Below are 24,746 nucleotides of genomic sequence, written 5' to 3' on the forward strand. Positions count from 1 at the left end.
CGGGACGACGCGCGGCATGTTGAAGACCTCGAAGTCGTAGGCGGAGCGGACGAGCATCTCGCCGCCGCCGAGGAGGTAGAACATGTCGTCGCCTTCGCCCTGGCCGTTGACGCGTGGGGTGTAGCGCTCGGTCCAGGAGCGGAAGTCCTCGAGTTCCTTGCCGGGGCGCTGGATGAAGGTGGAGACGCCGATGCGCATGGTGAGCTGGTTGCGTTTGTGGAGTTCCTTGATGACGAGGTAGTCGTCGGGCCAGTTCTGGAAGCCGCCGCCACAGTCGAGCGAGCTGGTGATGCCCAGGCGGTTGAGCTCCTTCATGAAGTGACGGCTGGAGAGCATCTGCTGCTCCATGTCGAGCTTGGGGCCGTCGTTGAGCGTTGAGTAGAGGATGAGCGCGGACGGGTCGGCGAGGAGGAGGCCGGTGGGCTCGCCGGCGGCGTCGCGGACGATGGTGCCGCCGGGGTACTTGTTGCCGGGGAAGTTCTTGTCGATGCCGAGGTACTTGAGGCATGCTTTGTTAAGCAGGGCGGATGTGTAGACGTAGAGCACGAAGACGGGGGTGTCGGGCGCGATCGCGTTGAGCTCGTCGAGCGTGGGGAGGCGCTTCTCCTCGAACTGGGCGTACGACCAGCCGCCGACGACGCGGACCCACTGGCCGGGCGGGGTGCGACGGACCTGCTCGCGGAGCATCTGCAGGCCGTGCCTGAGGCTGGTGACGCCGTCCCAGCGGAGTTCGAGGGCGTAGTTCAGCCCGCCCCGGACGGTGTGGGTGTGCGTGTCGTTGAGGCCCGGGATGAGGCGGCGGCCCCGGGCGTTGATGACGCGCGTGCCCTCGTCGCGCAATCGCAGCACGTCGACATTGGAGCCCACCGCGGACACGCGCCCCGCGCTGACCGCGATCGCCTCGGCCGCGGGGCGGGCACGATCGAGCGTCGTGACCTTCGCGTTGTGCACGATCAGGTCGGGCGCACCCGCCGGCGCGCCGGAACGGGCAGCCCCTTTCGTCATGCACGCGCCGAGCGAGCCTGCGGCGGCCACGGCGATGGTCGAACGGAGGAAGTCACGACGGGTTACGGGGTTCATTGTGGTGCATCCTTCATCTGGGCTCGGTACTCGGTGGTCAGCATTCCGGCGAACCCCCAGTTCTCCGGATCGACTTCGTCGATCACGATGTGGACGTGCTCGGGACGCTTGCCCAGCACCCGCTGCAGCGTGCCCGTCACGTCGCGCACGATCTCGGCCTTCTGCGCCGCGGTCACGCCGTCACGAGTGATCTTGATGTTGACGTACGGCACGGGGTGCTCCCTAAGGCTCGAGTGTCCGGAGGTCGCGGCGGCGGGCCCGTGCGTTGCGAGGAAGCGGGCACCCGGGAGGGAGCGCGGGGCGCGGGTTGGGGAGGATGGGGTGGGGGGGCTCATGCGGGTGCTCGCTGCGGGAGTGGCCGCGGGTGTGGGTGTGGGAGGTGGCGGCGGAGTCAGCGGGCGGGGGGTGGGGGCGTGTTGTCGAGATGGCGGACGAGGAAGAGAATGACGAGGGTGCCGGCGAAGTACATGTAGAGGTCGTGGATGCCGTCGAAGTCGGAGAGGAGTTGCTTGCCCAGGCTGAGTTGGACGAAGAGAGCGAGGGAGACGAGGAGAGAGAGGCGGAGGAAGAGGGGCGTGACGGCGCGGATGAACTCGCCGCGGAGGAGGGAGAGGAGGGCGAGGAGAGCGGCGAGTGATTCGAGGATGGCGATGGAGTAGAAGCTGGCGGGGAGGCCCGGGAAGGTGGCGAGGAAGGTCTTGTTGAACTGGTCGGCGAACCAGGTGGGGACGCCGCCGGAGGTGAGTTTGGCGACGCCGGCGAAGCCCCAGAGCATGGCGAGGAGGAGGGCGGTGAGGGAGAAGACGGCGGCGCGATGGAGGGTGTGGAGGCGTTGCGGGGTGGGTGTGTTCATGGTGGGGGTGCGAGTGGGGTGGAGTTGGGGGGTGGTCAGCGTGCGGCGCGGGAGGCTTGCTGGTTGTTGGCGAGCATGCCGTAGAAGGGAAGGTGTTGGGCGAAGATGTCGAGGGTGCCCTGAGCGGATGGGCGGCGCCAGTCGGACTGGAGGTCGGCGCAGATGGCGGCCCAGTTGCAGACGACGGCGCCTGCCTGGGTCATGCGCTGACAGGCGATGAGTTCGCTCATCTGATCCCAGCAGCCGGAGGCGTCGTAGACGGCGTGGACGTCGTAGCCGTCGGCGAGGGCTTGGAGGACGGGGAACATGAGGCAGACGTCCGTGGTGACGCCGGACATGATGAGCTTCTTGCGGCCAGTGGCTTTGACGGCGGCGACGAAGTTGGGGTCGTCCCAGGAGCTGATGGGGCCCGGGCGGTAGATGACCGGGGCGTTGGGGAACATCTCGAGGAGTTCGGGCATGAGCGGGCCGTTGGGCCCTTCGGCGTAGCTGGCGGTGAGGACGACGGGGAGGTTGTGGACCTTGGCGGTCTTTGCGAGGGCGAGGACGTTGGAGCGGAACTGGTCGAGGCGGATGTCCTGAACGCCCAGCATGGTGCCGGTCTGGTGGTCGATGAGGAGCATGGCGCAGTTGTCGGGGGTGAGGCGGGCGTGGAACGGGTTGGGCGTCGGCATGGATCGGGCTCCTGGGGCGCTTGGAAGCGAACACGGCGGAGGGGGTGGCGGGGCAACTCAGCCGATACGTGGCAGGACGTCAGTGAAAAGGAGCTGGATGAGCTGGCTTCCGGCAGGGGTGGACCAGTCTTGGGCCAGTTCGGCGATCATCGTGTTCGTCGCGGTGAGAACGACGCCCGCGTTCTCCATGCGACGCTGCGAGAAGTCCTCGGACTGCATGAAGGGCGAGCCCGACGCGTCGAGCACGGCCTGCACGCGGTAGCCCTCCTGCACGGCGCTGATGGTCGGGAAGACCAGGCACACGTCGGTCGTGACGCCCGCCATGATCAGGTTCCGCCGACCGGTGGCGACGGCGGCGTTGCGGAAGTGCACGTCGGTCCAGGCGTTCACGATGCCGGCCCGCCGGATGCGGCGGTCGAACGCCTCGGGCACGATCTGCTTGAGTTCCGGGATCAGCGGGCCCTGCAGACGCTCTTCCTGTGAACTGGTGAGCACGACCGGCATGTTCAGGATCTTGGCCGCCTTCGCGAGCGCGAGCGTGTTGCGCTTCACGACGTCGAGGGGGATGTTCTTGATGAGCTGCATCGTGCCGACCTGGTGATCGATGAGCAGCAGCGCGGTGTCGGCGGGCGAGAAGGCGGCGTGTGTCACGGGTCGCTCCTGTGGTTCGGTTGAGGCGCGGCGGTCAGAATGGGGGCGCGGCCGAGGAATCCGGCCTCGACGGCTTCGCGGATGAGGAACTTCGCAACGGTGGCGCGCGGCACGTGCGCGGGCTCGGGCCCCGAACGGTCCGACGCGTCGACGGTGCGCCACGGGCCCGCCGGGGCGTCGGTGAGTTCCGCCGGGCGCACGATGGACCAGCGCGTCGCGCTGGACCGGACGAGGTCTTCCTGAATCTGGCGGTCTGCAAAGATGCGCCCGAGCAGGACGGGCCGGATGAACGAGCGGAAGATGCGGCGGCCCCGGCCCCGGCTGTCGCCCACGCCGATGGCCGTCATGCAGACAAGCCTGGCGACCCCGGTGCGCGCCATGGCCTGAAGCACCGAACGCGTGCCGACGGCGCAGACCGTGGGCATGCGGGTGATGGTGGACCAGTTGAGCGGAGCGCCGAAGGTGCAGACGACGGCGTCCGCGCCGGCGAGCGCCTGCTCCAGAGAGGCCGCGTTGAGCACGTCGCCGGGGAGCCTGGTGAGCGAGCCGGGCCCGCGCACGTCGGGGATTCGGTCGGGGTTACGGGCAAGGGCGCGCACGTGGTGCCCTTGTGCGACGCCCTCGGCGACCGTAAGGCCGCCGATCTTGCCCGCAGCCCCGAGGATGGCGATCTTCATGACGCAGTTCCGCGAGGATCAGGCGTACCGGTACTCGACCTTGCGCGAGGCGGCGGGAACGGTCTCGGCGATGTGGGGGCGCACGGCGTCGGCGGTCTTGCCCGTGGCCAGGTAGTTGTTCATCGCGGCGTAGTAGGTGCCCGTGTGCTCGGTCAACAGGCCCGCGATGTGCTTGCCGTTGATGGTCGTGTCCTTGCAGAGCTCCGCGAGGACGGGGACCCAGGTGGTGACGACGACGCCGGCAGACGCCATGCGGAGCATGGCGGCCTGCTCGTTCAGGGAATCGAAGGTGCTCGAGGCGTCCACGACCGCGTAGACGTCGTAGCCGGCCTGAACGCCGTAGACGGCGGCCATCGCGAGGCAGGTGGTGGTGTCGAGCGCCGCGATGATGAGCTTCTTGCGCCCGAGCTTCTGGACGGCGTCGACGGAGGGCTGGTGATCCCAGAAGTTGACCGTGTTGCGGTCGATGATCTTGTTCTCGGGGAAGAGCTCGACGAGTTCGGGCATGGTCGGCCCGTTCGGGCCGTGGGGCCAGCTCGTCGTGAGGATGGTGGGCAGGCCCAACGCCTTGGCGGTCTTGGCGAGGCCCAGGATGCTGTTCTTGAGGGTGAGTGCGTTGACCGACGGAAGGAAGCTGAAGAGGCCGACCTGATGATCGATGAGGAGCACGGCGGCGTTCTGCGGGGTGAGGCGTTCGGCGAAGGGGTTGCGGGCGTGGGGGAACATGGCGAGTGCGTCCTTGTCGTGGCGTCTGCGCGGGGCCACGGCGGGAGACGGATGTCTCCCGGCGATTGCTGTGAGGAACGTGGCCGACCCACGAGACCCGTGCGATTCGGGCGGGTCGGTGGGCGGATTCAGGCGGATCGATGATTCATCAACAAAATCGGTTTGGTGACATCACAACGAGTTGATCGAGCGGCGGGCATCAGTCCGCCCGCGCGACCGGGACGTTGCTCGGCACGCGCGAGAGCAGCCGCAGCAGTCGGGACCGTTCGGCGGGCGAGAAGGTGGCGAGGAAATCCTCGGAGACCGAGGCGGTGACCGCCTCGAGCGTGGGCAGGAGTGCCGCCCCCTTGGGCGACAAGCGCAGTCGTCTGGTGCGGCGGTCGTCCGCGGAGGGGCGTCGTTCGATGAGGCGGACCCGTTCGAGCTGCGTGAGCACCCGGGAGACGCCCGCGCGATCGAGGTTCATCCACCGCGCCAGGTCGGCCGCGGTGGCGCACCCGTGCCGGCCGATCGAGACGAGCGCGCCCCACTGCGCCGAGGTCACCCCGTGCGCCGCCAGGCGCGCATCGAGCTCGCGTCGCATCCCGCTGGCGGCCCGGTGGACGTGATAGCCGATGCTGACCGTCAGGTCGTAGGGCATGCGGGCATGCTATTCCGTGCCCGGAATGATGCCCGGGGACGAGCGCCCCAGCGGCGTGCGGCGGGATCGCGGCGCAGATTGTGCGGGGTGGGTGCATGGGGGGTGCGGCAGGGAGGGTGCGAACACGCCGCGGGGGCGTTGGCCCGGGCGGCGCGGGTTGGTCACTTGCTCTTGGAGTGGGCCTGGTGGCTGTGGAAGATCTCGGCGTAGGCGGGGAAGTGCTCGACGAAGAGCTGCGCCGTCTCCTGACCCTTGGGGTTGCGCCAGTCGTAGAGCATCTCGCACGAGAGCGCGAACCACGTTCCCATGACGGCCCCGGCCTCCTGCATGCGCATGAGCGAGGCGAGCTGCGTCTGCTCGCTCATCGAGCCGGAGGCGTCGGTGACGACGTAGACCTCGAACCCGGCGTCGAGCGCGGAGAGCGCCGCGAAGGTCACGCAGACGTCGGTGGTGATGCCGGACATGACGATCTTCGTCCGGCCTGTCTTGCGGATCGCGTCCACGAACGCGGGGTCCTCCCACGCGTTGATCTGCCCGTTGCGCTTGATGTACGGGGCGTTGGGGAGCTGGGCGAGGATCTCGGGCAGCTTCGGGCCGTTCGGGCCGGTCTCGGCGCTCGTCGTGATGACCGAGGGGATGTTGTGGATCTTCGCGAGCTTGGCCATCCCCACGACGATGTTCTTGTACTCGCCCGCGGGCGTGTCGTTGACCAGGTTCATGAGGCCGGTCTGGTGATCGACGAAGGCAAAGACGCAGTTGTCGGGCGTCCAGCGCTCGCGCGCGCCGCCCGACGCCCACGTAACTTTGGCGCGGGCGGTGCCCGCCGGCTGGGCGTGGCTCGGCGTGGCGGCGCCGGCAAAGACCGCGGCGGCGCCGGCGCCTGCGACGAGCGCGAGACCGATGGAAAGGGCCCGGTGGCGAAGAGCGTGCATGAGGCAGCTTCCTATGGGTCGGCGAAACGCCGTTCCCCGACTCGGACCACCAGACCCGTCCGGACACGCGTCCGACCGGCGATCACAGTGCGTCCACCGTCAAGACGCAGGACGGGCGTTTCGACCGACACCCGCGGCACGAAAGTCGTTCGCCGGCCGAACCGCCAGCTCGCGGGGAGGGGCTCCGGCGGCACCGTCGGCTGATACCATGGGCCCCGGTGAGTCCTGATATCGGCCCGACATCTCACGAGGATCCGACCCGGCCGGACCACCCGGCACGCATCGATCAACTGATCTCCTTGGTCTACGAGGAGTTGCGCTCGCTCGCCGAGCAGCGACTGCGCACCCTCGGGCCGGGCGCTTCGCTCCAGCCGACCGAACTGCTGAACGAGGTCTACTTGAAGCTGGGGAAGGACCCGTCGCGGTCATGGGCCGGAAAGTCGCACTTCATCGGCGCCGCGGCGATGGCGATGCGCAGCATCCTGGTCGACCGGGCCCGCCGGGCCGCCGCGATCAAGCGGGGAGGGCAGCAGGGTCGGACCCCGCTCGAGGAGGCCGACATCGCCATCGAACGGAGCCCGGACGAGGTGCTCGGCATCGACAAGGCCCTGACACGCCTGGAAGCGATCGACGCCAGGTCGGCGAAAGTCGTCACGATGCGTTTCTATCTAGGACTGGACTTCGCCGAGATCGCGATCTCGCTGGGCGTCACGGAGCGCACGGTCGAACGAGATTGGGCCTTTGCGCGCCGGTGGTTCGCGCAGGAACTGCAGGCGAACCGGGACCCGGGCAGGTAGCACCCTATGGATCTGCGGCAGGAACGTCTCAAAGAATCTCTGCTGATCCTCGAAGGGCTCAACCCCGCCCAGCGCCGGGCGTGGATCAAGGAGCGCCTGTCCGATGACCCGGACCTGGCGCGTGATGTCACCCGGCTGATGAGCGTCGACCTGGGCTCGGACGACGCGCTCGCCCCGCTCGTGGCGCCGCCCGAGGGGTTTGCCTCCGGCGGTCTGCTGCCCAGGCAGATCGGCCCGTTCGTCGTCGACGGGCTGATCGCGCAGGGCGGCATGGGCACCGTGTACCGCGCCCACCAGGTCGTCCCGGTTCGTCGCCGAGCCGCGGTCAAGGTCCTGCGGGCCGAGTTCAGCACCCAGCAGCTCCTCGCCCGGTTCGAGGACGAGCGCGTCGCGATCGCCAAGATGGAGCACCGCAACGTCGCGCGGATGCTCGACGCGGGCACCGATGCCCACGGGCGCTCGTACATCGCGATGGAGCTTGTCGAAGGGCCGCCCATCACCGAGTACGCGTCCCTCCACAACCTCTCGCTCCGCCAGCGCCTGGAGCTGTTCGTGCAGGCCTGCCGGGGCGTGCAGCACGCCCACAACCGGGGCATTCTCCACCGCGACCTCAAGCCCTCCAACATCCTCGTCACCGACGAGGACGCCCAGCCCGTCGCCAAGGTCATCGACTTCGGCCTCGCGAAGCTCCTGGCGACCAACGCCACACGCTCCGGACAGACGCTCGCCGGGCAGTTGCTCGGCACCATCGGGTACATGAGCCCGGAGCAGACCGACCAGCTCAAGCCCGACGCCGACGTCCGCTCCGACGTGTACTCGCTCGGCGTCGTCCTGTACGAACTGCTTACCGGCGCGCTCCCCGTCCCCACCGACATGCTCGACGGCATGTCCGTGGGCGACGTCCGCGCGCTCATCTCCGCGCACCCGCGCGTTCCGCCCAGCCGGTTCAGCCCGCCCGCGCCCACGCCCCGGGGAGTCCGTGACGGCATTCCGGCCGAACTCGATTGCCTCGTGCTGAAAGCCTCCCACCCCGACCCCGCCCAGCGGTACCCGTCTCCCAGCGACCTCGCCGAGGACATCGAGCGGTTCCTTTCCGGGCGGACGATCCTCGCCCGCCCGCCCTCCACGTGGTACCGCACCCAGAAGTTCGTGCAGCGCCACAAGCTGCCCGTCGCCTCCGGCATCATCGTCGTGGGGGCGCTGGTCGGCGGGCTGCTCGCCGCGGGGATCGGCCTCCGGCGTGCCGTCATCGACCGCCGCGCCGCCGAGACGGCGTTGGCCCGATCGCAGGAAGACGCGGCGCGCGCCGACCAGGCCCTCGCCCGCGCCGAAGAGGTCGCGGCGTACCTGCGCGAACTGCTCATGCGCGCCCACCCCGCGCGACTCGGGCCCAACGCGACCTTCGAGCAGATCCTCAAGGCCTCGGCGGCCGACTTTCTGGCCCAGCCCCCGTCGAACAGCATCGTGCGGGCGGAGGTCGCCAGCGCGCTCGCCGAGCCGCTGTACCTGACCGGAGACTACGCGACCGTCGAGTCGCTGCTCCTGCCGCAGATCGAGTCGCTCGCCGGCGAGACGCTGCCCCGGGCCCGGTCGCTGCGCACGAGCATCATGATCCGACTCGGGTACGTCGCCAGCCGCATGAGCCGCACGCAGGACGCGGAGCAGCGATTCGTCCGCGCGACCGAGTTCGCCCGCGACTCGGACTCGCCCCAACTCATCTTCCAGGCGACCGGCGCGCTGGCGCAGACCTACTCCGCCGGCGGCAACTACGACCGGGCCATCGAGATGCTGCTCCTCTTGCTCGAGAGCGACGTCGCGAAGAGCGACGAGCTCCTCCGCGCATCGGCGCTCTCGAACCTCGGCGTCGCGTACGGACGGAAGGGGGCGGCCGCGCAGGGGCTCCCCTACGCACGCGAGGGGTACGAGATCCGAGCGCGTCTCGCGCCGCGCGATCCGAACACGCACAACATGGGCTGGCAACTCGGCATCTCGTACATGGAGAACGACCAGCTCGACCAGGCCGTCGAGATCTTTCAGCGGAACTACGCGGCGAGCGTCGACGCGTCGGGCGATGACCATCCGGACGCCGTGTCCGGCGCGGTGCTGCTGCACTACGCCCGGGCGCGCCGGGGCGACGGGCCCGACGTCATCGCCCCGATGCTCGCGTCCGTCGAGCACCAGCGCCGCATCGGGATTCCCCCGCAGCAGATCGCGCAGACCAGGATGTACGTCGCCGGGGCGCTGATGTACACGGGCCAGCGGGAACGCGCCCTCGCCGAGGCGAACGCCGCGCTGGCGGAACTCGAGACCACCAGCACGCGCTGCGGGCGGGGCGTCGTGACCGTGCTGCTGCAGATCGGGACGATCCTCTCCGCCGCCGGAGCGCCCACCGAATCGCTCGCCTATCTCGAACGCGCGTTCGAATGTACTCAGGTCGAACCCACCGCCGCGCCGTTCGCCACGCGCATCGCCGGTGCGATCGTGTCTTCGTATCAGCGTGTGCAGGACGACGCGAACGTCCGGCGTTGGCGCGAGATCCAGGCGGGCCTCCAGACGCCGCCGCCCCCGAACCGGCAAAATGGACCAGCAGGACCCGCCAAGGCGGGCGGGCGTCCAGAACCGGGCACCAGCCCTGCCGGCACTCCCCAGTGACAACGCCCGCCGCCGTTTACGTCGCCCGCCCAGCGGTGCGACGCGCGGCCGTAGGCATCATACCGCACCCGCTCCACCAGACGCCCGGTGTCGTCCACCACGGCGACGGTGCTCCCGCGGGGATCGGTCAGGTGGAAGTAGAGGCGGGAGGGCTCCTCCGTGTCGGCCGGGACGATGCGGCGGGCGACGGCGTCGTCGATGCGGTGTGAGTCTCAGGATGTCAAAGACTCGTCGATTGCCGGATACACATCGTCAATAGTATAAACGCGTTTCCAACCCGGTCATCTCATTCAGGAAGGCAGCGAGCCGGGAGTCTTCTTCTTTTCGGTCATAAATCATATTATCGTCACCGATATGCTCTGTTAACTAGGACTGCAGGTGGCATCGAAGTGCGGTACACCGTGCCACCGAGATCGACGGCTTTGCGGCGATCTCGGTGCTCCAGTCTACGATCGCCGGTCCAAGGCGGGCCACTTCACCCGGAAGCACCGAAATCGCAAGGCCGATCTCGGTGCTCGGGCGATCGGGACGGCGTCGCCGGGCAATCGGGACGGCTCGGCGGCGGGGGTCACCAGCGCTCTGGCGCGGGCGGCGTGAGTGCGGCGACCGCGTTTTCGGTGCCACGGGCCGCGTTGTGCCGCCGTCCGCGGCTTGCGCGTCGCGGCAACAAAAACCCCGACGCCGCGGGGCGCCGGGGGAGGAACTCCTCGTCTAGGACTCGAACCTAGAACCTAGCGGTTAACAGCCGCTCGCTCTACCATTGAGCTAACGAGGAACGAACAGCCCGGGCGCGGGTCGCGTCCGGGGTCTCAAGGCTAGCAGCCCTCCTCCATCGGTCAAGGGGGGGCGTCGGGCCAGTCGGAGGGCGCTTTGCCGCGGGCGGGTGCCGGCCTACACTCTCCGCCCAGCGAGGTTCACCCATGAAGGCCGACACGCATCCGCGGTATTTCCACAACTGCAAGGTCTACCACAACGGCCAGGTCGTGATGACGACCGGCGCCACCGTGCCCGAACTGCACGTCGAGGTGTGGTCCGGCTCGCACCCGTTCTTCACGGGCAAGCAGGCCTTCGTCGACTCCGCAGGCCGCGTCGAGAAGTTCCAGCGCAAGTTCTCGGGCGACTACTTCAAGGGCAAGAAGAAGTAAGTCCCACGCCGCGGCGTGACGCTCGCGGGCGGCTTTTTGCGGCAGCCCTGTACGCGGCGTGTCGCGCAACGCGCTGTCGCGAAAGGTTTTCCGGTCAGTTTCGGCCGTATCTCCGTTTCCGAGGGGCGAAACGCCACTCTCTGCGCGGCGTGTGCGGATCGGCCCGGACGGCTGGCGGTCGTTCTGGGACGTCAGCAGCGAACCGCCCGCGTGAACGGTTTCAGGCCGCCGATGGTCGTCCGAGAACGCTATTCCCGTTCATCCAAATGAACGGATGGAATGATCGCGGCGCGCCGCCTAGCGTTCGCCCGGTCTGGTTCGGCAGGTCCCGGCCCGGTGGGCGGATCGGTCGGATGTCGCCGGCGTCAGGATGGGCCGATGAACTGGACTCGGTGCGGGGTGCGGGCGGCCGAGACGCCGCCCGGAAGGAGTCCGATGGGCAGTCTGTTCCTGGATCATCTGCGCCGGCGGGTCTTGGTGTGCGACGGCGCGATGGGCACGTCGATCTTCGCGCGCAACCTGACGGTGGAGCACGACTACTGCGGCTGCGAGAACTGCACGGACATTCTCGTCAAGACGCGTCCGGACGTGATCCGCGAGATTCACGAGTCGTTCCTGGAGGCCGGCGCCGACTGCGTGGAGACCGACAGCTTCGGCGCGAACACGCTGGTGCTGTCCGAGTTCGGGCTGGAGGCCGAGGCGCGCAGCCTGAGCCGCATGGCGGCGGAGGTGGCGCGGAGCGCGTGCGACCGGTTCGCGACGCGAGAGAGGCCGCGCTTCGTGCTGGGCTCGATGGGCCCGGGCACGAAGTTGCTGACGCTGGGCAACACGACGTGGGACACCATGCTGGCGAGCTATCGCGAGCAGGCGCTGGGGCTGCTGGAGGGCGGCGCTGACGGATTCCTGATCGAGACGTGCCAGGACCTGCTGCAGGTGAAGTGCGCGATCAACGCCGTGCTGAGCGCGCTGCGCGAGGCCGGGCGGACGCCGGCCGACGTGCCGATCCTGGTGAGCGTGACGATCGAGACGACGGGCGCGATGCTGCTGGGAACGGAGATCGCGGCGGCCGCGAGCGCGTTGGCGGGGTACCCCATCGCGTCGCTGGGGCTGAACTGCGCGACGGGCCCGACGGAGATGAGCGAGCACGTGGGGTTCCTGGGCGCGCACTGGGCGGCGATGGGCACGACGCCCGACGGCGCGGGCCCGCGCCACATCAGCGTGATGCCCAACGCGGGGCTGCCGGTGCTGGTCGACGGGCGCACCGAGTTCCCGCTGACGCCCCCCGCGTTCGTCGAGGCGATGCTGAAGTTCGTGGAGCGTGACGGCGTCGGGCTCGTGGGCGGGTGCTGCGGCACGACGCCCGCGCACATCGGGGCGCTGGCGAAGGGCCTGGAATCGCACGGGCTGCTGGATCGGGCGCGCCGGGCCGCCCCGCGCGTGGTGAGTGCGCCCAAGGCGGGCGTGACGAGCCTGTACTCGACGCAGGACTACCGCCAGGACAACTCGTTCCTGATCGTGGGCGAGCGGATGAACGCGAGCGGGAGCCGCGCGTTCAAGAAGCTGCTGGAGGCCGAGGACTGGGACGGCATCGTGAGCCTGGCGCGCGAGCAGGTGCGTCACGACGGGGCGCACGTGCTCGACCTCAACGTCGACTACGCCGGGCGCGACAACGCGCGCGACATGGGCGAGATCGTCTCGCGCGTGGTGCGTCAGGTGAACATCCCCCTGATGCTCGACAGCACGCAGCTCGCGACGCTGGAGGCCGGCCTCAAGCGAGCCGCGGGCAAGTGCATCATCAACAGCGCGAACTTCGAGGACGGCGAGCACAAGTTCGACGCGATCTGCGCGCTCGCGAAGACCTACGGGGCGTCCCTGGTCATCGGCTCCATCGACGAGGACAAGGAAGCCTCGATGGCCCGCACGGCGGATCGCAAGCTGGCGATCGCGGCGCGCGGGCTGCGCCGCGCGGTCGACGTGCACGGCATGAGCCCCGAGGACATCCTCTTCGACCCGCTCGTGCTCCCGATCTCCACGGGCATGGAGAGCGACCGGCGCAGCGGGCTCGAGACCGTCGAGGGCGTCCGGCGCATCATGGCGGCCTTCCCCACCAGCCAGACGACGGTCGGGCTTTCGAACTGCTCCTTCGGGCTCAAGCCCGCGGCCCGCGTCGTGCTCAACAGCGTCTTCCTGCACGAGCTGCGGGAAGCCGGGCTGACGAGCGCCATCGTGCACTTCAGCAAGATCCTGCCGCGAAACCGCATCGCCGACGACCAGTGGAACGCGGCGCTGGACATCATCTACGACCGCCGGCGCGAGGGGCACGACCCGCTGCAGGCGTTCATCGCGATGTTCGTCGACGCGGATTCCGCCGGCGCCGCGAAGAAGGCCGCGGTGCACCGCACGGTCGAGGAGCGCCTGCGGGCGCACATCATCGACGGCGAGAAGGAAGGGCTCGGGCGGACGCTCGAGGAGGCGCTGGCGACCTACCCGCCCCTGGCGATCATCAACGACCACCTGCTCGACGGCATGAAGACCGTTGGCGAGCTGTTCGGCAGCGGGCAGATGCAGTTGCCGTTCGTGCTCCAGAGCGCGGAGGTCATGAAGATGGCCGTGGCGCACCTCGAGCCGCTGATGGAGAAGGCGCAGGGGCAGACCAAGGGCACGATCGTGCTCGCGACGGTCAAGGGCGACGTGCACGACATCGGCAAGAACCTGGTAGACATCATTCTCTCGAACAACGGGTACACCGTTGTGAACCTGGGCATCAAGCAGCCGATCGCCGACATCGTAAAGGCATGGCGCGAGCACAACGCCGACGCGATCGGCATGTCCGGGCTGCTGGTCAAGAGCGTGAACGTGATGGAAGAGAACCTGCGCGAGCTGACAGCCCAGGGCGTCAAGGCGCCGGTGCTGCTGGGCGGGGCGGCCCTCACGAGGCACTACTGCGAGGGGCACCTGCGCACGTGCTATCCGGGCGAGGTCTTCTACGGAAAGGACGCGTTCGAGGGCCTGCGCACCATGGACTGCATCGTGGGCGGGCGGGCCGACGAACTCCGGCGCGAGATCGAGGCGCGCCAGAGCAAGCGGTCGGCGGCGGAGGAAGCGATCAACCGCACGCGGATCGAGAAGCTCGCCGCCGCGAACCGGGACACCCCGGCGTCTTCGGGCGGCGGCGTCGCGCTCGCGCCGGCGCGCTCGGCGGTGCGGACGGACGTGCCGGTGCCGACGCCGCCCTTCTGGGGCTCGCGCGTCGTGACGGGCATCGACGTGCGCGATGTGTACCCGTTCATCAACCCGGTGGCGCTCGTCCGCGGGCAGTGGCAGGTGAAGAAGGGTGCGCTCGACGACGCGGCGTACGACGCGCTGCTCGAAGACCAGATCACGCCCATCTTCGAGAAGCTCAAGGCCCGCTGCGCGGACGAGCAGATCCTCTCGCCCGCCGTGGTCTATGGGTACTTCCCGTGCGCCAGCGAGGGCGACGATCTCGTCATCTACGACCCGGCGTCGTTCGCGGCCGGGTCGCGCGAGACACGCGCCACGCCCCGCGAGATCGAGCGGTTCAACTTTCCCCGCCAGGGCGACAAGAAGCGCCTGTGCATCAGCGACTACTTCAGGCCCGCCGGCGCGGGCGAGTTCGACGTCATCGGCATGCACTGCGTGACGGTCGGGCCGCGGGCAAGTGAGGAGGCGCAGAAGCTCTTCCGCGCGAACGACTACGCGAACTATCTGTACCTGCACGGGCTGGGCGTCGAGACGGCCGAGGCGCTGGCCGAGTTCTGGCACAAGCGCATGCGCCAGGAACTGGGCATCGCGAACGAGGACAGCCCGAAGATCAAGGACCTGTTCACGCAGCACTACCGCGGCTCGCGCTATTCCTTCGGCTACCCGGCGTGCCCGGACATGAGCGACCAGGACCGGCTGTTCCGATTGCTCGACCCCGCCCGCATCGGCTGCACGCTCACCGAGAACTGGCAGATCGATCCGGAGCAGAGCACCAGCGCGATCATCGTGCACCACCCCGAGGCGAAGTACTTCAACGTCTAGGGACGCGGGTCGCGCCGGGGTCTCCTATCGTCGGCGAGCATGTTCGGGAGCCACCTGTCGATCGCCGGGACGATGGTCAATGCGCTGGACGAGGGCGAGCGTCTGGGCCTCGACTGCGTGCAGGTCTTCACGAAGAACCAGCAGCAGTGGAAGGCCAAGCCCCTGGATCCCGGCATGGTGCGCGACTGGCACGCGCGCGTCGCGGAGCTCGGCTGGGGCCGGGGTGGCCCGGACGGTCGGGGCGGCATCGTCAGCCACGCGTCGTACCTCATCAACCTCGCAAGCGTCAAGGACGAGTTGTGGGCCAAGAGCGTCGATCTCATGACCGACGAGATCGAACGGTGCGAGGCGCTGGGCATCCCGTACCTGGTGCACCACCCCGGGTCGCACGTCGGAGGCTCGTTCGAGGACGGCATGGCCCGCATCGAGAAGGCGTACGCCGAGGTGTTCTCGCGCACGGCCGGCTTCCGCACCGTGTCGTGCTTTGAGGGCACGGTGGGGGGTGGGAGTTCGATCGGCGGGAAGCTCGAGCACCTGCGCGACCTGCTGTCGCGGTGCGCCGGGGCGACGGGACGCCCGGAGCGACTGGGTGTGTGCCTGGATACGTGTCACCTGCACGCCGCCGGGTACGACCTTTCGACGCGGGCGCAGGGCGAGGCGGTGCTGGCGGAGGTCGACCGGGTGGTGGGGCTGTCGCGGGTTCGGGTCCTGCACGTGAACGACAGCAAGGGACGGGCGGGGAGCAAGCTCGACCGGCACGAGCACATCGGGGAGGGGTGGATCGGCGGGACGGTGAAGGCCCACGCCGGGAAGGGGACCTATTCGGTAACGCGGCTTAGGGCGAGCGGGTTTGCCTCGTTCATGGGGTGCCCGGCGTTCCGGGGCGTGCCGAAGATTCTCGAAACGCCCAAGGTGAACGATTCGCGCGGACGGGCGTACGACCTGACGAATCTCCGGCGCCTGCGCCTGCTGGTCGGGGCGGCGCCGACGCGCCCCGGCGCCGGCTCGCACGGTTCGGCCGCGAAACCCGCGATTCGCGCCGGGCTATGACCGATAATCTGAGGACGGGCCGATCAACCCAGCGGTCACGCCAGCAACGGATCGGAGCGATGTGCATGCCAGAACGCAAGAAATCGGCGATGGCGGGCGGACGTGCGGTGTTCGGCGGGGCGATCGTCTGTTCGCTCGCGCTCGTCGCGGGCGGGTGCCAGTCGCTCGACAAGTACGCCGTCAACCGAAACCGCAAGCCCCGACCCGCGACGGTCTCGCCCTCCAGCGACGGGCGGCCTCCGGCGGTGGTCGCGGGAGATGAACCCGCGCGGGCCGCGTCGGATGGACGTCGGACTGCCGGCGCGGGCGCCGACGCGCCGGCCCCCGGGCGGGCCGCCCCGGGGCAGCAGTACGTCGAACGCGCCCAGCGCTTGCAGACGCAGGGCAACCTCGAGGAAGCCCTGCGCGAGTTCGAGAAGGCGATCGAGGTCAACCCGACCCTCACCGTGGCGTATCTCGGCGCGGGCGACATCCACCGCCAGATGGGCGACTACGCGGGGGCGGAGCGTCGGTACGCGCGGGCGGCGGAACTCGAGCCGACGAACTTCTCCGCGCAGTACCTGCACGCACTGTCGCTGCAACTCCTCGACCGCACGGGCGAGGCGATCCGGGCGTACCTGCGGGCGCTCACCATCCGCCCGGAAGACTTCGACGCGAACATGAACCTGGGCATCGCCTACCTCCAGGTCGGCGAGCCCGCCGAGGGTCTGGCGTACCTCCAGCGCGCGGTGCGGACCAACCCCCGCAACGCAGCGGCCCGCACGAACCTGGGCGCGATCTACAGCGCCCTCGACCGGCACGAGGAGGCGGTGGTCGAGTATCAGCAGGCGGCCGAACTCACCGAGCTCACCGGCCCGGTGCTGCTGAACCTGGCGAACAGCCTGGGCCGGAGCGGGCGGTACGAGGAAATGGTGAACACGCTCGAGCAGTTGACGCGGACCGAGCCGACGCCCAACGCGTACGAGCGGCTCGGGGCGGGGCTGTTCCGTCTGCGCCGGTACGAGGAGGCCCTCGCGTCGTACCGCAAGGCGCTGGAGATCGACCCGAACCACTTCCCGGCGCTCAACGGCGTGGGCGTGTGCCTGATGAACGAGTGGCACTTCACCGATCAGAAGGACGAGCGGGCGCGGCGCGAAGCGCTGGACGCCTGGCGCCGGAGCCTGCAGATCCAGCGGAACCAGCCCCGGATCCTGGAACTGCTGGGCAAGTACCAGTAGCGCGCGTCGGCGTGCCCGCACGCGGGTATCGTTGCGGATGCCCGACCCCTCGCTGCTGCAGGCGTTCGAAACCCCCGCCGACGCTCCGTTCGTGGTCGAGCACATCGCCGAGGAGTTCACGAGCGTGTGCCCCGTGACGGGACACCCGGACTTTGGTACCGTGACGATCCGCTTCGAGCCGCGCGGGCGCGGCGTGGGCGGGCTGTGCGTGGAGCTCAAGAGTCTCAAGCTCTACCTGCAGGGCTTTCGCAACGAGGGGATCTACTACGAGGCCGTCACGAATCGGATCCGCGACGACCTGGCCCGCCTGATGGGCCCCGCCTGGCTGCTGGTGCGGACGGACTGGCGCGGGCGGGGCGGCATCCGGAGCATCGTCCGCGCGACGCACGGCGAGGTGCCGGCGCCGTGGGCGCAGTAGAAGGGCCGGTCGTCGGCGTCGTGGAATCGAACTCGCGGAGGACCGCATGGCCAGCGTGCAGAGCAAGGGTGTGCCCATGAATCAGGCGCGGACGTACATCGCGGACCTCGGCGAGCCGCCGCAGAACCTGGCGGGCCTCTTCGCGATCATCAACAAGCAGCTCGGCACCACGCGCGAGAGCCGCAAGTACTTCCTCAAGTGCCTGATCGGCGACAAGACCGGGCAGGTGCCGGCCCGCATGTGGACGATCGACGAGCCGACGTACTCGAGCCTGCCGACGGACGGGTTCGTGCGCCTGGAAGGGCAGACGCAGGCGTACCAGGGCGAGATCCAGCTCATCATCAGCCGCATCGAGGCGGCCGAGCCCACGCCCGAGCAGATGCGCGAGCTGCTCCCCGCCTCGACGCGTCCGGTGGGCGAGATGTTCGAGGAGTTGGTGGCCCTGCTCGACACGCTGCAGCACCCGGCGATGCGGGCGCTCGCCAAGGCGTACCTCGACGACGCGTTCCTGATGGACCAGTTCCGCACCGCGCCGGCGGCGAAGAGCATGCACCACGCGTACCTGGGCGGGCTGCTGGAGCACACGCTCACGCTCGTGAAACTGGCGACGGTGGTGTGCCCGCTGTACCCGAAGATCAGCCGCGACATCGTGGTGATGGGCCTGTTCCTGCACGACCTGGGCAAGACGCGCGAGCTGGTCTACGACCGGGCGTTCTCGTACACGGACCGGGGCGAGCTGATCGGGCACATCGTGGACGGCGCGATCATGCTGCACGACAAGGCGCAGCAGGTGATGCGCGAGCAGGGGGTGCGCATCCCCGGCAACGCGATGCTGGTGCTGCAGCACATCATCGTGTCGCACCACGGCGTGCCGGAGTTCGGGGCCGCCAAGATCCCCGCGACCCCCGAGGCCATCCTCGTGAGCCAGCTCGACAACCTGGACGCCAAGACCACGATGGCCCTGGCCGCCGCCCGCCCCGACCGGGCCCACGCCATCGACACCGGCGGCAACTTCACCGAAAAGCAGTGGGCGCTGGACACCAAGCTGTTCAAGCCGGATCCGCTGGGGTAAGAAGAAGCGAGCGAGACAGGGAGACAGGGAACAAGCGAGACAGCGAGACAGGGAAGAAGCGAAAAAGCGGGAGCTCGCCCGCGCGACGCCTCACCACGTGTATCGCACGGTGTAGCGGATCACCTTCTCCTCGTCGGGCGCGAGGCGCAGCGTGTGGTGCATGCGCCGGGCGTCGATCTTCGTGAACTCGTGCGTGGACTTCACGATCTCCCACTGCAGCCAGCGGACGAGGCGCTCCTGCACGATGACGTCGACCGGCTGCTGCTTGCGGTTGCGCACCGTGATCTCGATGGTCTCTTCCATCATCTCCTTCGAGTGATCGACCTTGAAGTCCGTGGCGATGCGCTCGCCCACGACGTCGAAAGCCTTGCCGACCTTGACGAGGATCTCCTCGTTGCGGGGCGTGTGGCGGATGACGTCTTCACCGATGAACTCCACGCCCCCGTCGGCCTCGTCGACCTTGCTGATGCGGATGCGCCCGGCGGGGAAGGGCATGCCCAGCCCGGCCTGCGGCGTGTTGCGGAAGCGGACGTAGACGTCCACGTCCTTGCGGGTCTGCGAGCCGAGGTTGGCGTCGGTGTACGGGCCGCCGCCGAACCACACGTCCTGGCCCAGGCCGTCGTAGACGACGACCTTGTCGCAGGGCACCTTCTGGGCCGCGGGGAAGAGCTCGATCTGCTTGGTCGAGTTGTTCGGGATGGTGGTGGAGCGGCCAAGGGTGTAGAGGTGGTACTCGAAGAACGACTTCTCGGCGAAGCCGCCGACCCCGCCGACGGCCTCGTCGACGACCATGCCCAGTTCCCGCCGGCTGTTCCAGCGCTGGTCCTGGCGCGGCGCGCGGTTGACGCTGCCCGCGACGAGCTTGAGCTGGGCGTTGTCGTAGGTGCCGCCGCTGCGGTTGAGGATGCTGACCCACGCGCCGACGTCGAGGAATCCGGCGTTCTCGTTCGTGCCCTCGTGGTAGATGAGGTTGTAATCGGCCCACCAGGTCACGCCCTCGGTCTCGTACGAGACGCGGGCGGTGTGCGCGCCGGGCTTGGCGGTGCCGATCTTCCACACGAGGGTGGGGCGGGTCTGGAACCCTTCGGGCAGGCTGGGGAAGGTGATGCCCTGGTAGCCGTTGATGACTTCGAGCCCGCCGTTCGCCGCGAGCACGAACTGCCCGGGCGAGCTGGAGAGGAGCGTGCCGGTGATCGTCTCGGTGTGGTCGCCCCGGGGGACGGTGACGGTGATCTCGCGATCGATGAAATTCTCGAGGAGCTTGTCGGGCGAGACGAGGTCGAACTGGTAGTTCTGCTCGAGCACGCGGGTGCCGGGGTCGGTGAGGCAGGTGAAAGAGACGGTCGTGGGGTCGATGAGGGCGGCGACGTCGGTGAAGCGCACCTCGCTGACCTGCGCGCCGAGATTGATGGGGCGGTCCTGGCGGACGATGGCGAAGCCGGGAACCGCCTGCTGCTGGTGGTAGGCGTAGGGGTTGTTGGGCGTGGGGCGGTAGGTGGAGGGCGGGACAGCGCCGGGCTCGGCGGCGCTGTAGATCGTGACGCTGGTGGAAGGGGTGCGCGCGGGCTGCGCATGGACGCCGAAGGACATGCCGGCGAGCGCCACAAGCACGGACGCGGCCGAAAGAGCCGAAGTGTTCATCGCGAGGTCTCCTGGGACGTTCGTCCCGCCACAGCGCCGGCGACGCGTGCCGCCGGCGCATGCTACCCCGGTGAGACGCAAGAACGCGTGAACTGGTTCTCCAGGCGTGACACGCCGGTGACACGGCGCGCCTTCAATCCCTACGTGAGCACGCCGGCGGACAGCAATGGTCGGGGCGGGCCCTGGGCGCGGATGGTGGACATGGCCGCCGCCGCCGCCCGGTCGTCGACGCGCCGCTACCCGCGGGAACTTCTGGCGTCGATGCGCGAGCTCCGCGAAGGGGCGGCGTTGCGCGTCGAGCACCCGCACGCGGACGCCAGCCTCGGGGGCGTGTGGCTCGGACATTCGACCGTGCTGCTGCGCATCGGGCGATCGTGGGTGCTGACCGACCCGGTGTTCTCGGAGCGCATCGGCGTACGCGTGGGCGGGCGGACGTTCGGGCTGGGGAGGTTGGCGCCGACGTTTGATCTCGGCACACTCCCGCCCGTCGACCTGATCCTCGTCAGCCACGCGCACTTTGATCACCTCGACCGTCCGACGCTGGCGAAGCTCGTCTCGCCGCGCACGCGGGTGATTACGGCGGAGCGGACCGGTGCGCTCATCCCGGGCGGATTTGAGGGCGTGCACGAGCTGCGGTGGAACGACGAAGTTCGGGCGGGCGACCTGGTGATCCGGGCCATGCGTCCGGCGCACTGGGGCGCGCGCACCGCGTTCGACCGCCAGCGCGGGTTCAACAGCTACGTGATCGACGCGCCCGACCACCGGCGGCGCGTGCTCTTCAGCGGCGACACCGCCCACACCCGGGCGTTCGAGCGCGTGGGCGGGGCCGACCTCACGATCTTCGGCATCGGCGCGTACGACCCGTGGGAGCACGCGCACGCGACGCCCGAGCAGGCCTGGGACATGCACCGCCTGGCCGGGGGCGAGCGGTTCATGCCCATGCACCACTCGACGTTCCCGCTCAGCGACGAGCCCGCGGGCGAACCCTTGCGCCGGCTGATCGCCGCGGCCGGCGCCGCCGGTCCGACGGTCGTCGGTGAGAACCTGGGCAAGGCGTGGCACGCGGCGTGAGCGCCCGGCGCGCTCGGTTTTTGCTGTGCGCCCGCAACGACTCTGGTAGACTCACGTGGTTTGGAGCACCACCCATGACTCAGCATGCGCGCGCGTTCGCGGTCGCCGTCGGCCTTGCATTCGCCCTGGGGGCCCGCCCCGCGACGGCGCTCGAGCCGAACGCGTCTTTCCTCTCCGCGCCGGACCGTCCGGCGCCGCTAGCGCCGGCGCTCGCGGCGGCCTTTGAGGAGCGCGACGAGCTCAAGGTGTGGGTGATGTTCGTGGACAAGGGCGTCGCGCCGGGTGCGGCGATGCAGGCCGCGCTCGCGGGCCTGGAGGCGACGTACCCGGCCCGCGCGGTCGAGCGTCGGCGGCTGCGCCGCTCTGATCCGGGGCTGTTCGATGAGCGCGACCTGCCGGTGCACGCCGGGTACACGGCGCAGCTCGGGGCGCTGGGCGTGCGGGTGCTGCGCGAGAGCCGCTGGGCGAACGCGGCGAGCGTGCGCGTGACGCGCGTGCAGGCAGAGCAGATCGCGGCGTTGCCGTTCGTGCGGTCGATCGAGCCCGTGCGGTGGGGGCGGGGCGTGCGTCCGGTGGAGGTGGTGCCGGCCGCGCACTCGACCTCCGGCGGGTACGGCGCGCGCGACATGTACGGTCGTTCGTCCGCGCAGCTCGCGCAGATCAACCTGCCCGCGCTGCACGGGCAGGGCTTCACGGGGCAGGGCGTGATCGTCGGGATTCTCGACACCGGCTTCCGGCGCGACCACGCGGCGTTCAACTTCCCCGGGCACGTGCTGCCGGTGGTCGCCGAGCATGACTTCATCGACGACGACACCAACACGGGCCCGCAGGCGGGCGATCACCCCGACCAGCACTCGCACGGCACGCTCATCCTGGGCTGCATCCGCGCGTACCAGCCGAATGAACTCGTCGGCGGCGCGTACGACGCGTCGGTGATCCTCGCGAAGACCGAGGACATCGCCAGCGAGACGCCCATCGAAGAGGACAACTACGTCGCTGGGCTGGAGTTCATCGAGTTCCACGGCGGAGACCTCGCGACGTCCTCGCTCAGCTACATCGACTGGTACACGCAGGCGGACCTGGACGGTGTGACGGCGGTGACGTCGATCGCGGTGAACGTCGCGACGGCGAACGGGCTGCACTGCCTGACCGCCGCGGGCAACGCCGGGCATGACGACAACCCCGCGACGAGCACGCTGGGCGCGCCCGCCGATGCGCTGCGCGTCATCACGTGCGGCGCGGGTCGCTCGGACGGCACGTCGTCGGGGTTCACGTCGTCGGGCCCCACGGCCGACGGACGCGTGAAGCCCGAGGTGCTGGCGCGGGGCTCGGGCACCGCGACGGTGTCGTCCTCCAGCACGACGGGATTCGCGCTGGCGAACGGGACGTCGCTGTCCACGCCGCTGGTCGCCGCGGCGGTCGCGTGCATCGTGCAGGCGCGCCCCACGTGGACGGTGGACCAGATGCGGGCGGCGATCTTCTCGAACGCGACCGACTACGTCGCGACGGGTATGACCGACCCGCTGTTCATCCGCGGGTACGGGTTCATCGACGCCGCCGCGACGGTCGGGCCCATCTGCGATCCGGACGTCAACCAGGACGGCAACGTCGACCAGGACGACGTGGCGTGCCTGGCGCAGGTGATCGCCGGGGACGCGTCGTGCTCGTCGGGCGATCCGGACTTCAACCAGGACGGCAACGCCGACCAGGACGACGTCGAATCGCTCTCGCAGGTGGTCGGCGGGCAGGCGTGCCCGTAACGCGGCGTCCGGCGCGGGGGCGAACTTTGGTGCGCGGCGCCGCGGCTCGCGGTTCTCCGCGTCTCGCCGCGTCGTGTATCCTCCCGCCATGTTTCTCGGCATCGACATCGGCACGTCGGGCGCAAAGGCGATCGTGATCGACCGCGAGGGGCGGATCGTGGGACGCGGCGCGTCGACGTACCCGCGCTCGCAGCCCCACCCGGGCTGGAGCGAGCAGGACCCGCGCGACTGGTGGGAGGGAGCCTCCATCGCGGCCCGCCAGGCGCTGGCGGGCGTGGATTCAACGGGCGTGCGCGCGCTCGCGCTCTCGGGCCAGATGCACGGGCTGACGGTGATCGACGCGGACGAGAGTTTCCGCGCGGGCACGCGCGTGCTCAACCCCGTCCGCCCGGCCATCCTCTGGAACGACCAGCGCTGCGAGGCGCAGTGCGCGGAGATCGAGGCGGCGTTCGGCGGGCGCCTCGCCTGCGTGCGCACGCTCGGCAACGCGCCGCTCGCGGGGTTCACGCTGCCGAAGCTGCTGTGGCTGCGCAAGCACGAGCCGGACGCGCTCGCGAACCCCGGCGCGTTCCTGCTGCCCAAGGACTACGTGCGATTCACGATGACGGGCGAACTGGCGACCGACTATGGCGACGCCTCGGGCACGCTCATGCTCGACATGCAGGAGCGTCGCTGGTCGGACCAGGCGTGCGCGCTGGCGGGGATCGATCGGCGGCGCCTGCCCGCGCTGCGCGAGAGCGCGGTGAACGCGGGGATTCTGACGCCCTGGGCGGCGGGGGAGTTCGGCGTGCCGCGGGCGACGGCGGCGATCGCCGGCTCGGGCGACAACCAGGCCGGGGCGGTGGGCGCGGGCGTGGTGAAGCCCGGCGACGCGCTGCTCTCGCTGGGCACGAGCGGCGTGCTGTACGTGCACAGCGACCGGGCGCGGTTCGACGATCGCACGCCCGGCAAGCCGGGGCGCGTGCACACGTTCTTCGCGGGCGACGGGAAGGGCGGCTCGCCCGCGTCGTGGTGCAACACGGGGTGCATGCTCTCGGCGTGCGCGAGCCTGGACTGGGCGAAGCGCGAGCTGGCGCCGCAGGTGCCGCTGGAGGCGCTGCTGGAGGAGGCCGCCACCGCGCCGGCGGGGAGCGACGGGCTCGTGTTCCTGCCGCACCTGACGGGCGAGCGCTGCCCGCACCCTTCGGCGAGTGCGCGGGGCGCGTGGGTGGGGCTGACGGAGCGGCACACGCGGGCGCACCTGGTGCGGGCGGTGCTCGAGGGCGTTGCGCTCACGATGCGTCAGATCCTGGACATCATGCGCGAGGCGCGGGCGACGGTGAGCCGCGTGCGGGTGATCGGGGGCGGGGCCAAGTCGGCGCTGTGGCGGCAGATCCACGCCGACGCGATGGGCGTGCCGCTGGTCTCGCTCGAGAGCGAGGAGGGCCCGGCGCTGGGGGCGGCGATCCTGGCGGGCGTCGGCATGGGCGCGTGGCCGGGCGTGCGCGAGGCGTGCGAGGTGATCGTGCGCGAGAAGGAAACCACCGAGCCGACGGCGTCGGGCACCGCGACGTACGAAGAGGTGCTCGCGCGGTACAAGACCGTGTACCCGGGGCTGGAGTCCTACTGCCGGGCGACGGCGGGGGAGTGAGGTCAGGCACACCGCA

The 24,746-nt window shown here is 69.7% G+C and carries 21 protein-coding genes and 1 tRNA gene; 11 read left to right on the forward strand and 11 right to left on the reverse strand.

Annotation, left to right across the window (positions count from 1 at the left end; translation table 11 throughout):
- The 9 genes from SFY69_04250 to SFY69_04290 form a co-directional block, all read right to left on the reverse strand.
- On the reverse strand, positions 1–1,080 hold a 1,080-nt coding region (locus SFY69_04250; GenBank protein MDX2131245.1), incomplete at its 3' end, for an amidohydrolase family protein.
- Positions 1,077–1,292 carry a 4-oxalocrotonate tautomerase family protein gene (locus SFY69_04255; protein MDX2131246.1) on the reverse strand — a complete coding sequence of 72 codons (216 nt, stop codon included), beginning with the start codon at positions 1,290–1,292 and terminating at the stop codon, positions 1,077–1,079. The genes SFY69_04255 and SFY69_04250, both read right to left, overlap by 4 nt.
- Before the next feature lie 179 nt (positions 1,293–1,471).
- On the reverse strand, positions 1,472–1,933 hold the full coding sequence (locus tag SFY69_04260) for a hypothetical protein (protein ID MDX2131247.1): 462 nt from the start codon (positions 1,931–1,933) through the stop codon (positions 1,472–1,474).
- A 35-nt stretch (positions 1,934–1,968) separates the two neighbouring features.
- The gene (locus tag SFY69_04265; protein MDX2131248.1) at positions 1,969–2,607 is read right to left on the reverse strand and encodes an isochorismatase family protein; all 639 of its coding nucleotides are present in this window, start codon (positions 2,605–2,607) and stop codon (positions 1,969–1,971) included.
- A gap of 57 nt (positions 2,608–2,664) precedes the next feature.
- Entirely contained in the window at positions 2,665–3,258 is a 594-nt protein-coding gene (locus SFY69_04270) for an isochorismatase family protein (protein ID MDX2131249.1), read from the reverse strand.
- Positions 3,255–3,935 carry an NAD(P)H-binding protein gene (locus tag SFY69_04275; protein MDX2131250.1) on the reverse strand — a complete coding sequence of 227 codons (681 nt, stop codon included), beginning with the start codon at positions 3,933–3,935 and terminating at the stop codon, positions 3,255–3,257. The genes SFY69_04270 and SFY69_04275 overlap by 4 nt, the downstream gene beginning before the upstream one ends.
- A gap of 18 nt (positions 3,936–3,953) precedes the next feature.
- Positions 3,954–4,661 carry an isochorismatase family protein gene (locus SFY69_04280; protein MDX2131251.1) on the reverse strand — a complete coding sequence of 236 codons (708 nt, stop codon included), beginning with the start codon at positions 4,659–4,661 and terminating at the stop codon, positions 3,954–3,956.
- A gap of 199 nt (positions 4,662–4,860) precedes the next feature.
- Positions 4,861–5,301, reverse strand: coding sequence for a MarR family transcriptional regulator (locus SFY69_04285; GenBank protein ID MDX2131252.1), 441 nt, complete (start codon positions 5,299–5,301; stop codon positions 4,861–4,863).
- A gap of 161 nt (positions 5,302–5,462) precedes the next feature.
- The gene (locus SFY69_04290; GenBank protein MDX2131253.1) at positions 5,463–6,233 is read right to left on the reverse strand and encodes an isochorismatase family protein; all 771 of its coding nucleotides are present in this window, start codon (positions 6,231–6,233) and stop codon (positions 5,463–5,465) included.
- A gap of 218 nt (positions 6,234–6,451) precedes the next feature.
- On the opposite strand from SFY69_04290, the gene SFY69_04295 reads away from it, so the two are divergent.
- Both SFY69_04295 and SFY69_04300 read left to right on the forward strand, forming a co-directional pair.
- Positions 6,452–7,030, forward strand: coding sequence for an ECF-type sigma factor (locus SFY69_04295; GenBank protein ID MDX2131254.1), 579 nt, complete (start codon positions 6,452–6,454; stop codon positions 7,028–7,030).
- Between the two features lie 6 nt (positions 7,031–7,036).
- Positions 7,037–9,682, forward strand: coding sequence for a serine/threonine-protein kinase (locus SFY69_04300; protein MDX2131255.1), 2,646 nt, complete (start codon positions 7,037–7,039; stop codon positions 9,680–9,682).
- Between the two features lie 703 nt (positions 9,683–10,385).
- On the opposite strand, the gene SFY69_04305 is transcribed toward SFY69_04300, so the two are convergent.
- Positions 10,386–10,457, reverse strand: a tRNA-Asn gene (locus tag SFY69_04305).
- 145 nt (positions 10,458–10,602) lie between these two features.
- Between SFY69_04305 and rpmE the strand changes: the two genes are divergently transcribed.
- The 6 genes from rpmE to SFY69_04335 all read left to right on the forward strand — a co-directional run bounded on the left by rpmE (position 10,603) and on the right by SFY69_04335 (position 18,628).
- The gene (gene rpmE / locus SFY69_04310) at positions 10,603–10,827 is read left to right on the forward strand and encodes a 50S ribosomal protein L31 (protein ID MDX2131256.1); all 225 of its coding nucleotides are present in this window, start codon (positions 10,603–10,605) and stop codon (positions 10,825–10,827) included.
- 435 nt (positions 10,828–11,262) lie between these two features.
- A complete protein-coding gene (gene metH / locus SFY69_04315; GenBank protein MDX2131257.1) occupies positions 11,263–14,871 on the forward strand; it encodes a methionine synthase in 3,609 nt (1,202 codons plus the stop codon).
- Positions 14,872–14,910: 39 nt separating this feature from the next.
- Entirely contained in the window at positions 14,911–15,921 is a 1,011-nt protein-coding gene (locus SFY69_04320) for a deoxyribonuclease IV (GenBank protein MDX2131258.1), read from the forward strand.
- 65 nt (positions 15,922–15,986) lie between these two features.
- The gene (locus SFY69_04325) at positions 15,987–17,138 is read left to right on the forward strand and encodes a tetratricopeptide repeat protein (GenBank protein ID MDX2131259.1); all 1,152 of its coding nucleotides are present in this window, start codon (positions 15,987–15,989) and stop codon (positions 17,136–17,138) included.
- A 37-nt stretch (positions 17,139–17,175) separates the two neighbouring features.
- Positions 17,176–17,556: a preQ(1) synthase gene (gene queF, locus SFY69_04330; GenBank protein MDX2131260.1), complete on the forward strand. Its 381-nt coding sequence runs from the start codon at positions 17,176–17,178 to the stop codon at positions 17,554–17,556.
- A gap of 46 nt (positions 17,557–17,602) precedes the next feature.
- A complete protein-coding gene (locus tag SFY69_04335) occupies positions 17,603–18,628 on the forward strand; it encodes an HD domain-containing protein (GenBank protein ID MDX2131261.1) in 1,026 nt (341 codons plus the stop codon).
- A gap of 90 nt (positions 18,629–18,718) precedes the next feature.
- Here the strand turns inward: SFY69_04335 and SFY69_04340 are convergent, their stop codons facing one another.
- Complete coding sequence (locus SFY69_04340) at positions 18,719–20,269, reverse strand: DUF4139 domain-containing protein (protein ID MDX2131262.1); 1,551 nt, start codon at positions 20,267–20,269, stop codon at positions 18,719–18,721.
- Between the two features lie 144 nt (positions 20,270–20,413).
- Between SFY69_04340 and SFY69_04345 the strand changes: the two genes are divergently transcribed.
- The 3 genes from SFY69_04345 (at position 20,414) to xylB (ending at position 24,730) form a co-directional block, all read left to right on the forward strand.
- Positions 20,414–21,340 carry an MBL fold metallo-hydrolase gene (locus tag SFY69_04345; protein MDX2131263.1) on the forward strand — a complete coding sequence of 309 codons (927 nt, stop codon included), beginning with the start codon at positions 20,414–20,416 and terminating at the stop codon, positions 21,338–21,340.
- Positions 21,341–21,414: 74 nt separating this feature from the next.
- Positions 21,415–23,100 carry a S8 family serine peptidase gene (locus SFY69_04350; protein MDX2131264.1) on the forward strand — a complete coding sequence of 562 codons (1,686 nt, stop codon included), beginning with the start codon at positions 21,415–21,417 and terminating at the stop codon, positions 23,098–23,100.
- Positions 23,101–23,188: 88 nt separating this feature from the next.
- On the forward strand, positions 23,189–24,730 hold the full coding sequence (gene xylB, locus SFY69_04355; GenBank protein MDX2131265.1) for a xylulokinase: 1,542 nt from the start codon (positions 23,189–23,191) through the stop codon (positions 24,728–24,730).
- Positions 24,731–24,746: the final 16 nt, after the last annotated feature.

The sequence above is a fragment of the Planctomycetota bacterium genome (genome assembly GCA_033763975.1).
Taxonomy (GTDB): Bacteria; Planctomycetota; Phycisphaerae; order Phycisphaerales; family UBA1924; genus RI-211.